We start from the raw sequence: 8,097 nt of genomic DNA on the forward strand, positions 1-8,097 counted from the left end.
CCGTGATGATTCGTCCCGGGCGGCTGACGGACTGGTGGCAGGGGCGAAGATGGCGCGACGATCGAGGTGACACCAGCATCCAGATGGCGATTATCTTCCCGTTCGTGCTGCTCGCCACGGTCGCTGTCATCCAAGCCTCCATGTGGTATTACGCACGGCAGATCGCGCTGACCGCCGCGCGTGAGGGAGCCACCGCGGCCCGCGCCTACCAGTCGAGCCCGGCCGACGGTGCCGCCCAAGCGCGGAGCGTGCTGGAGCGCACCGCGGGGGACAGCCTGGGCAACTACCGCGTTTCCGCTGGCAGTAACGGCCAGCGTGTACAGGTACAGGTGTCGGGAACGGCTATGTCCATGATCCCGGGCGTTTCCGGCCTGCAGGTCACCCAGTCCGCGTCCGGGGCCGTGGAGCGCTGGACGGTCCCGGGAGGGTGAACAACGTGCGATACAGGGCCCGCTGGGCTCGCAGGCTCCGCAGCGATGAGGGCAGTGCCGCGATCGAGGCGGCAATCGTCCTGCCATCGCTGATCATGTTCCTGTGTCTGGCGATCGCCGGCGGTCGGATGGTCACGTCCGGCGCGAAGATCGACTCTGCGGCCGAGGACGCGGCCCGGGAGGCGTCCATTCACCGCACGGCAGTTTCCGCGCAGGGTGCCGCGCAGTCGGCGGCTGCCGAGTCCCTCAACGACCAGGGCATCAAGTGCGCGTCGACCAGTGTGAGCGTCAACACCGGCGGCCTCAGTGTGCCGGTGGGCCAGGTGGGGACAGTCACCGTGACCGTGACCTGCACGGTCAGTCTGTCGGACCTCCTCCTGCCGGGCGTGCCAGGGGCAAGGACGCTCACGTCGACGGCTACCTCGGTAGTGGATCAGTACAGGCAGCGGGGTGACGGATGATCTTCCGTCAGGCGGGACTGGGCCGGGAACGGCTGGACGACCGGGGAGGCGTCACTGTGTTCGTCGCGGTGTGCGTCATGGCGCTGATCGGCATCATCGGTGTCGCCGTGGACGGCGGCAGCAAAATACGCGCGGTGGAACGAGCCGACTACATCGCCGGCGAGGCCGCCCGGGCGGGCGGCCAGGCCATCGACCCCGCCGAGGCCATCAACGGCACCGCCGTCGTCGTGGATCCGCAGGACGCGCAGGCCGCAGCCCAGGCGTACTTGCGCTCGGCCGACGTCACCGGCACGGTCAGCGTGTCCGGCGACGGCAAGACCCTCAACGTCCGCGTCACCGGCACATACGACACGAAGTTCTTGTCAGCGGTCGGGATCGGCTCGTTGTCGGTATCCGGCCAGGGCAAGGCCACCCTCCTGCATGGCGTCACCGCTCCCGAAGGAAACTGATGCGCACCCCCCACTCCGCCGCAACAGTGGGCCGCACCCTGGCCCGTGTCGTCAAGGCCGTGCTGAGCCTGCTCGTGCTGGCCGCTGCGGTCGCGGGGCTGCCGCTGCTGCTGGCCTTGCTCACTCCGGTCATCTGGGCTTCCACCCACGACGACCTCACGCACCTGCTGGACCGGCAGGACACGGGCGCGGCGTTCCTGCTGCTGCTCGTTGCGGTGGGCTGGATCGGGTGGGCCCAGTTCAGTTTCTGTGCGGTACGCGAGCTGTTCGCGCAGGTGCGGGGCCGGACCTGGCATGCCCCGCGAGGGATGGGTGCCTCCCAGCGCGCCGCGGCCCTGCTCATCGGCAGCATCCTCGTGCTGCTGCCCGCGAGTTCAGCCCTGGCTTCCGACGCCCAGGCCGCACCAGCTACTACGGCACCCAGCGTCCCCGGCCAGGCCCAAGCCGCGCAGGGGACCGACGCCGATCAGACCTCGCCGTCCTCCACGGCGAGCACGCCGGCGTCCCGTACGTCGTATACGGTGGGCGAGACACGGCCGGCTGAGAGCCTGTGGGGCATCGCCGAGCGGGAGCTCGGCGACGGTGAGCGGTGGCGGGAGATCGCGAGTCTGAACGAGGGCCGTGTCATGTCCGATGGCCAGGTCTTCCGCGCGAACAGCTTTCTTCAGCCCGGCTGGCAGCTGGAGATGCCCGATGTCGCTGCTATGGCGGGAGGCGTCCGTAGGCAGCTGCGGGACAGCCCCACGGCTTGTGCTGCGAAGAACACGCACACCGTCACGGCCCACTCGGGCGACTACCTGTCAAAGATCGTGGAGAAGGAACTCGGCGACGGCGGCAGGTGGCCCGAACTGTTCGAGGCCAGTGAGGGAAAACCGCAGCCGCACGGCCTGCCCGAGATCACTGACCCGGATGTGATCTACGCAGGGCAGCAGATCACGGTCCCCGGCGCTCAGCCTGACCAGCAGGCACCACCGCGAGACAGCGGCGACAGCGATGAGACGGACAGCCAGGAGAGCACTCCCCCCGCTACTCGCGCGCCGGACGGTGACACGAGCGATGGGCAGGTGCCCGCGCCGGGCCAGAGCACGGCGCGGGCACCGGAGCCGTCGGCTCCCAGTACACCGAGCAGCCATTCCGCCGAGCAGCCCGGCCAGAAGCACTCTCCTTCCGCAACTGCCTCCGCGACGCCGCAGCCCAGCACCAGCGCCACCTCCTCTGCCACTTCGCCGTCGGCATCGGATGAGCAGTCCGGTGCCGCTGCCTCCTCCCTCGCCGCCACGGCGCCACGATCGCCGGCGTCGGCTCCGGCCGACAGTCCGCTGGTGCTGCGCACTGTTCTGGGCGCCGGTGCACTGCTGGCCGCTGCCGTCACCGGCGCTCTCGCCCTGCGAAGGGCGCTGCAGCGCCGCCGCCGCAAGCCGGGCGAAAAGATCGCCATGGCGCCGGAGACTTCCCCGGCGGAGGCAAAGCTGGCGGCGGCCGCCGAACCGGGCGGCGCCGCCCGCCTGGACACGGTGCTGAGGACCCTCGCCCACCAGGCAGCCCAGCAGGAAGGCGCCGCAATCCTGCCACCACTGCGGGCTGCACGGATCGGCACCCGCACGGTAGAGGTGTTGCCCGAAGACCTTACCCAGGAGCCGCAGGCGCCCTTCGTCTCCGGGAAGAGCGGCTGGTGGATCCTGGACTCCGACGCCGTCGTCCTGGACGCGGAGGCCGCCCGCGAAATTCCGGCTCCATATCCTGGGCTGGTCACGATCGGCAGCACCGAAGCGGGGGACCTTCTGCTGCTCAACCTCGCCCGGGTGCCCGCCGTCCTGCTGGACGGCAATCCCGTGCACATCACCGAGGTATGCACCTCGCTCGCCCTGGAGCTCGGGATGAGCCCGTGGGCGAGCGAAGTCGAAGTCGTGACGGTCGGGTTCGGCGAGGACCTGCCGCAGTTGCTGCCCACCGCACGGATCGCCCACATGCGGCAGGCCGCGCATGCGCTGCGCGACCTGAGTGAACGGCTGCTTGAGGCCCACCAGATGCCCGAGACCAGCCACCAGCCCTACCTGCTGCTGTGCGCATCGCCCCTGGACCCGGACACCGCTTGGGAGTTCGCCGACGTCATCGACAAAGCCTGCATGGTCCCCGTCACCCTCATCGCCCCGGCGAGTACTGCTGCCGCCCACTTCCCCGAGGCAGAAATCCTCAACGCCTCGCTCAGCACACCGCAGCAACTCGACTCCGTCGGCACCGAGATCACGATGCAACGCCTGGAACACGCCTCCTACCTCCAGATCACCACCGCGCTGAAAGTATCCGCACAGCCAGCCCACCCGGCCGAGGGCCCGTGGCAGGACATCCCGGAAGAGCCCGCCAGCGTGCACCAGCCCGAGCAGACCCAGCCCCAGGAGCCGGCCGCGCCCGCGACTGACGCGGGCACGAGCCCCTCGGCGGCGCAGGCAGCAGACGTGAGCAGCGACGTCTTCCCGGCCCTGCTTGCCGCCACCACCGACCCGACCGGACTTCGTCTCCTGCCCACCGCCACACCGGCAGATCAGGCCGAGGAGAACCACGCCCCGGTGACCGAGACACCGGCACCCCGGGCCGCAGAGGATCCGGAGCCCAAGGAGACTAACGACGAGCATGCCGCTGGGGAGGTCACGGCGCCGGAGGCGGAAGCGGTGGCGATTGAGGGCGCGGCTCATGACCTGCACGCGCCGGAGATCCGGGTTCTGGGCCCGGTCGAGGTGACGGGAGTGGACAGCACCGGCCACGGCCCGCGGATGGCGCATCTCGCCGCCTTGTTGTTCTTCCGGCCCGGACGGAGTGCGCACGCCGTGTGCTCCGACATGGATCCCGTCAGTCCATGGGAGCTGAGTACCCTCAACGCCCGGATGCAGGGCCTGCGCCGTTCCCTGGGCAACGATCCAGCCGGCAACCCCTATGTGCCGCGCCGCAAGTCCGGCGAGGACCCCTACCGGCTCTCCCCCCGCGTGCGCTCCGACTGGACCCGCTTCCTTCAGCTCGTCGAACACGCGCTGCCACTGGGCCCGTCCGGCCTCACCGATCTGGAGAAGGCGCTCACCCTGGCCCGCGGCAAGCCGTTCGGGGACACACCGCTGCCCTGGGCCGAGCCCTACCAGCAGGAGATGATCACGCGGATCATCGACGTGGCACACACCGTGGCCACCTACCGCACCCCCGCAGGCCCGCACCACGATCTCAGCGCGGCCCGACAGGCCGTCGCGACCGGTCTCGATGTCGACAACACGGCAGAGCTGTTGTACCGGGACTGGCTCCGGATCGAGTATGCCGCCGGGAACCGGCAGGGGCTCCATACCGCCATCACCCGCGTCCAGCAGGTCAACCGGGCGTTGGACTGTTCACTGGAGATGGAGACCGAGCAGCTCATCAACGAACTCCTCAACGGCTCGGGCTCGCCAATGCGCAAGGTTCTGTAGAGGTTGGAGACGCAGGTGCGCAGGTGCGCCGCTATCGGCTGGGGCGACGTCGCGGGCTGCGTAGGCAAGCAGTTCCCTGATGGCGGCCTCGTTGGAGGCGGGAGGTCGCATGCGCCACCGCGCCATCGTCTCCCGAACGGTCTGCGCAACTGCCGTCGCATGCTGGACCAGGTCGTCATCGAGTGCTGTCACGTCCCCGGTCCCTGTGCGACCCGTGACGACGACGGTCCCGGCCAACGGGTAAAGGGTCATGCCGCGCCATGCGCTTACGAGGGCCCATGCGGCCAGGTTTTGCGGAAGCCCGGCCTGCCGGCCGCTTCCGTGGAAGTGCAGCACGGCCCGTGGATGATACACCCCCTGATCAACAGCGTCGGGGGATCCAAGGAACTCCCGGACCGCCGCATGCGCATCAATCTCCGCGAGGTTGAGGTCCGTGATCGTGGCGTCCAGGCCGATGCACAGGGCTCGCATGGGGCTCCTCCTCGGTAGGGGCGGTGGCACAATGCCACAGTGCGCAGGGCTGGGCAATGACCGATTTGGCTGCATATTCGTACTCTGATCAGGAAATTCGCTGATTACGCAAGGTGAAGCGGCTGCTGATACACACGGTGCGACGGGGGTGTCTACGGCTGCGTATCGGCGTGGCGGCGGGTGAGCGCCTGCCACCGGCGCTCGAAGTCAACGGCCTCTTCGGCGATGAAGTCGGGGGTGATGGGCTTGTTGTGCTGGCCGGTTGATGGTGCTCATTGAAAATGGCTCTGTCCGCAGTTGCGTGAATCCCCAGGTCAGGAAGGGGAACGAGGGATCGTTTCGGCAGAGTGTTTCCTGCCATGGCGAGCAAGACGGTCGAGGCTGTGCTATTTTCCGGGATCGATGTGCGAGTGGATCGCGTCAGCGACTCCTCCGACATCCTTGAGGTGGAGGCGGTGCCCACCGCTCGCCCGGGCGGGTGTCCGGACTGCCGGAAACGGGCGAGGCGCATACACAGCACCAACGCGCCCTGGACGAACGGCCGTTGGGACCTCGCCGGGTCGTGGTCCGGCTTCGGGTGCGCCGGTACTTCTGTGACCGCAAGAGCTGTTCCCGCAGGACGTTCTTCGAGCAGGTGCCGGGCCTGTCCGAGCGGCACCGCCGCTCCAGCACCGGGCTGACGGGCTGACTGTGTCCATCGCGGTCGAGCTGGGCGGACGTCTGGCCGCACGGCTGTGTCGCCGACTGCGGCTGGCCGCGGCCGGACCCGGCCGCTCAGGCTGCTGACGGCACCGATGACGTCGGACCGTGCGCCGCGGGTACTGGGGGTGGACGGGTTCGCCTTCCGCCAGGGCCGCACCTCGGCACCGTGCTGGTCGACGTCGAGGCCGACCGGGTTGATGGCGATTCTTGAAAAGCTCAAATAGCCCCATCAGGGTCGTGGACGTGCTGCCCGACCGCACCTCTGAAACGTTCGCAGCCTGGCTCACCGATCATCCCGGAGCCGAGATCATCTGCCGTGACCGGGCCACCGCCTACACGAAGGCGGTCAAAGAAGCCGCCACGGACGCCCTGGAGTTGCAGACAGGTGGCATTTGCTGCAGAACCTGTCGGCGGCAGTGGAGAAGACGTGCCACCAGCACCGCAACTGTCTACGGAAAGATGTCGGTCTGGGCGAGTCTCGGAAAGGAGCACGTCAGAGCCGGTATCCCGACTCGCTGTCCCGCGTGCGGGGGCCCAGAGCGTCAAGACCGGGAGTCCGTCCTGCTCAGGGCTGAGCAGACTGCGGCAACCAGCTCACCGGGGGATCCGCCCCCGCTCGCTCCGGACGCCGACTCGCACATCATGACCCTCGCGACGTCTCTGGCCGCCATAATGGAGTCATGCCCTCCAGCCCACAGCACCCCGCACCCGCCCCGAGGGACGTCTCGGGCGCGGACGCCGAGGACCTCGCGCTGTACCGGGAGAAGTTCCGCCGCCGTCTTCCGGAGTCTCTGGACGAGCTGCACGGGCCGACCCACGGTGTGGTGGATCTGCCGCTGCACATGGCCTGGTCCGGGATGACCTCATACGACCTGGGCAAGCCGCGCCAGCGCATGGGCCTCTACCGCACCGTTCTGCACGAGGGCATGCACGACGACCTGCCCCGCTACCTCAACCAGGACCTGCTCCTCCAGCTGTGGCCGGTGCTGCGCACCCTCGTCGGCCGCACCGTGCGCGCCGTATGGGAAGACGCCTTCCCCCAGCTCGCCTCCCGCACCCGGGCAGCCGCGTGACGGACATGCCGGAGCTGCACACGCGGCTCCTGGCGGATGTGATCGCGCTCGGTTCCCCGTATCCACTGGTTCTCACCGGTGGATACGCCGTGCGGGCACACCGCCTCGTGAACCGCCCCAGCCAGGACCTCGACGTCGCCACCGAGAACCCGGCGCCCATGGCCGACATCGCCGCCACGCTCCGCGCCGGCCTGGAAGCCCGCGGCTGGAAGGTGCACGCGCTGGAGACCGCCCCGCTGTCCGCCCGCTTCACCGTGTCCGACCCGGTCACCGGGCAGGAATGCGAGGTCGACATCCTCAAGGAGATCTTCTGGCGACCGGTCGCGCAGAGCCCGTACGGGCCCGTCCTCGCGGAGGAGGACGTGATCGGGACCAAGGTCCGCGCCCTTGCCGACCGCGGAGCGCCCCGCGACCTGATCGACGTGTTCGCAGCCTCCCGCCGCTGGTCCAATGCCGAGCTGGAGGAGTTCGGCCGCCGCCACGCCCGTGGCCGCTTCGAGCGCGAGGATCTGCAGGCGAACCTCACGGGTGCCGAATGGACCGACGACGAAGCCTTCGCCGCCTATGGCCTCGATGACGCCACGATCACTGCTCTCCGCGCTTGGGCCGTGGAGTGGGCCGACGACCTCGCGGCCCGTCTCCTCGAAGAGGCCGATGATCCGGACATCGACTGATCACGTCCGGATGAGATCGCATCTGCAAGCGATCAGACCGCCGCGGCCGGCGGCCATGCCCAGAGCATCGGTGACCAGTTCGGCGCGATGGTGATCGGCCATCGCGCACCCGGCCACCTCGCGTGTCGCCAGGCCGATGACAGTGGCCAGATACCACCAGCCCTCGACCGTCGCCAGATGGGTGATGCCCCCGACGGGCTTCGTACCGGGCCCGGCGGCGGTGAAGTCGCGGCCGACCAGGTCCGGTGCCGGGGCGGTCCTGGTGTCCTGCCTGGTCAGGTAGCAGCGCTTGCTGTCAGCGGTCATGTAATTCCCCACGATCTGCATGATCAACGTCAGTCAATTCCCCACCCTCGCGGTCACGGTTCCCCACCGAGACGCTGACCG

The 8,097-nt window shown here is 69.0% G+C and carries 8 protein-coding genes; 6 read left to right on the top strand and 2 right to left on the bottom strand.

Translation table 11 applies throughout. The features are described 5' to 3' along the window. Positions 1-5: 5 nt before the first annotated feature. From ACWEKM_RS37405 to ACWEKM_RS37420, 4 genes are read left to right on the top strand one after another with little or no spacing between them, the layout of a single operon-like run. The gene (locus ACWEKM_RS37405; RefSeq protein WP_451625746.1) at positions 6-431 is read left to right on the top strand and encodes a TadE/TadG family type IV pilus assembly protein; all 426 of its coding nucleotides are present in this window, start codon (positions 6-8) and stop codon (positions 429-431) included. Further along, on the top strand, positions 428-892 hold the full coding sequence (locus ACWEKM_RS37410) for a TadE/TadG family type IV pilus assembly protein (RefSeq protein ID WP_451625739.1): 465 nt from the start codon (positions 428-430) through the stop codon (positions 890-892). Before ACWEKM_RS37405 ends, ACWEKM_RS37410 begins: the two co-directional genes overlap by 4 nt. Continuing rightward, complete coding sequence (locus ACWEKM_RS37415; protein WP_451625740.1) at positions 889-1,341, top strand: TadE/TadG family type IV pilus assembly protein; 453 nt, start codon at positions 889-891, stop codon at positions 1,339-1,341. Before ACWEKM_RS37410 ends, ACWEKM_RS37415 begins: the two co-directional genes overlap by 4 nt. Further along, on the top strand, positions 1,341-4,790 hold the full coding sequence (locus ACWEKM_RS37420) for a LysM peptidoglycan-binding domain-containing protein (RefSeq protein ID WP_451625741.1): 3,450 nt from the start codon (positions 1,341-1,343) through the stop codon (positions 4,788-4,790). The genes ACWEKM_RS37415 and ACWEKM_RS37420 overlap by 1 nt, the downstream gene beginning before the upstream one ends. Here the strand turns inward: ACWEKM_RS37420 and ACWEKM_RS37425 are convergent. Beyond that, positions 4,713-5,261, bottom strand: coding sequence for a hypothetical protein (locus ACWEKM_RS37425; RefSeq protein WP_451625742.1), 549 nt, complete (start codon positions 5,259-5,261; stop codon positions 4,713-4,715). The two genes, ACWEKM_RS37420 and ACWEKM_RS37425, sit on opposite strands and share 78 nt — an antisense overlap. Positions 5,262-6,643: 1,382 nt before the next feature. On the opposite strand from ACWEKM_RS37425, the gene ACWEKM_RS37430 reads away from it, so the two are divergent. Then, positions 6,644-7,036, top strand: a complete 393-nt coding sequence (locus tag ACWEKM_RS37430; protein WP_451625743.1) for a hypothetical protein — start codon at positions 6,644-6,646, stop codon at positions 7,034-7,036. A gap of 5 nt (positions 7,037-7,041) precedes the next feature. Next, positions 7,042-7,710: a nucleotidyl transferase AbiEii/AbiGii toxin family protein gene (locus tag ACWEKM_RS37435; RefSeq protein ID WP_451625744.1), complete on the top strand. Its 669-nt coding sequence runs from the start codon at positions 7,042-7,044 to the stop codon at positions 7,708-7,710. Here the strand turns inward: ACWEKM_RS37435 and ACWEKM_RS37440 are convergent, their stop codons facing one another. Then, positions 7,711-8,016, bottom strand: coding sequence for a hypothetical protein (locus ACWEKM_RS37440; protein ID WP_451625745.1), 306 nt, complete (start codon positions 8,014-8,016; stop codon positions 7,711-7,713). Positions 8,017-8,097: the final 81 nt, after the last annotated feature.

It is taken from the genome of Streptomyces sp. NPDC004752 (assembly GCF_053601275.1).

Coding starts and splice junctions, on each gene's coding strand:
- ACWEKM_RS37405 (WP_451625746.1), top strand. CDS start 6: ATGATTCGTCCCGGGCGGCTGACGGACTGGTGGCAGGGGCGAAGATGG.
- ACWEKM_RS37440 (WP_451625745.1), bottom strand. CDS start 8,016: ATGACCGCTGACAGCAAGCGCTGCTACCTGACCAGGCAGGACACCAGG.
- ACWEKM_RS37430 (WP_451625743.1), top strand. CDS start 6,644: ATGCCCTCCAGCCCACAGCACCCCGCACCCGCCCCGAGGGACGTCTCG.
- ACWEKM_RS37415 (WP_451625740.1), top strand. CDS start 889: ATGATCTTCCGTCAGGCGGGACTGGGCCGGGAACGGCTGGACGACCGG.
- ACWEKM_RS37420 (WP_451625741.1), top strand. CDS start 1,341: ATGCGCACCCCCCACTCCGCCGCAACAGTGGGCCGCACCCTGGCCCGT.
- ACWEKM_RS37425 (WP_451625742.1), bottom strand. CDS start 5,261: ATGCGAGCCCTGTGCATCGGCCTGGACGCCACGATCACGGACCTCAAC.
- ACWEKM_RS37435 (WP_451625744.1), top strand. CDS start 7,042: ATGCCGGAGCTGCACACGCGGCTCCTGGCGGATGTGATCGCGCTCGGT.